General features: G+C 54.1%; 1 protein-coding gene. It reads right to left on the bottom strand.

Annotation, left to right across the window (positions count from 1 at the left end):
• Positions 1-393 precede the first annotated feature (393 nt).
• Entirely contained in the window at positions 394-645 is a 252-nt protein-coding gene (locus tag EMB92_RS11405; RefSeq protein WP_107044975.1) for a hypothetical protein, read from the bottom strand.
• Between the last annotated feature and the right edge of the window lie 231 nt (positions 646-876).

Raw genomic sequence — 876 nt, 5'->3', positions numbered from 1 at the left:
GCCTGCAGCGGACTGGCAATCATTGACTATAAAGAAGTAGTACAAACACACTCTTGAGTTCTCAAACCACCAAGCACACTGAACCAGCAGGAAACCTTGAACTTGAAGAAGAAAGGAAACCAACCGCTCAGCGGCAGCGAATGAATAACTTACACCACTTGCCCGATCAACGCAAACCGAAGTCCTCAGACATCGCCTAACCCATTGGAAACATAAGCTTCGCCCGGCGTGTCGCAAAAGGGTGCAAAATCACGTCTACAACCAGTGTAGAGGCCGGAAACGCAATCACTGGCATCAGAAATAATTTCCACGTCCACGAGCGTGTCGCGCTCCACGATCCATCCCCGTCGACGGATCCATACGAATTCCGATTACACACCAAACACCGCATCATCAGCGTCTGCGCGGCTTGTATCCCTTCTTGCGGCTGCGTGGCTTGAGCTGCTGGTTCAGGGGAGTGTGGGCATAGCTGGTGCTCGGATCGCGATGGGTGAGGTGCCAGGTGCCGCAGAACTCGCACCGGTATACCCATAGTTCGGCACCTCTCTCGATGAGGCTCTGATCGGCGGCATACTGGGCCTGAGCCTTGTCGTGATACATGATCTTGTTCGACGTAGCGCAACGTTTCGGCGTGAAGTAATGCATGGAGACCCCCATCAGCAGCTTATGACGACTCTACCTCACGCGCCGCTTGTCGAATATACAGATAAGTTATGAAAGGCGGTGATTGTGCATGTGCTTTGGATATGCGAAATTCCCGGGGATTGTGTTGTCCTGCCGGGGGTGTTCGTGGTTGTGTTGTGGGTATGGGTTGGGCCCCGGGAGCTGTTGCTCGACCGGGGCCCAACTATGTTTGGTAGCGGCGACGTGCTACTC

The organism is Bifidobacterium callitrichos (assembly GCF_008698085.1).
GTDB lineage: Bacteria > Actinomycetota > Actinomycetes > Actinomycetales > Bifidobacteriaceae > Bifidobacterium > Bifidobacterium callitrichos.
The sequence above is the reverse complement of the archived record's forward strand: the minus strand, read 5'-3'. Positions and strand labels throughout refer to the sequence as shown.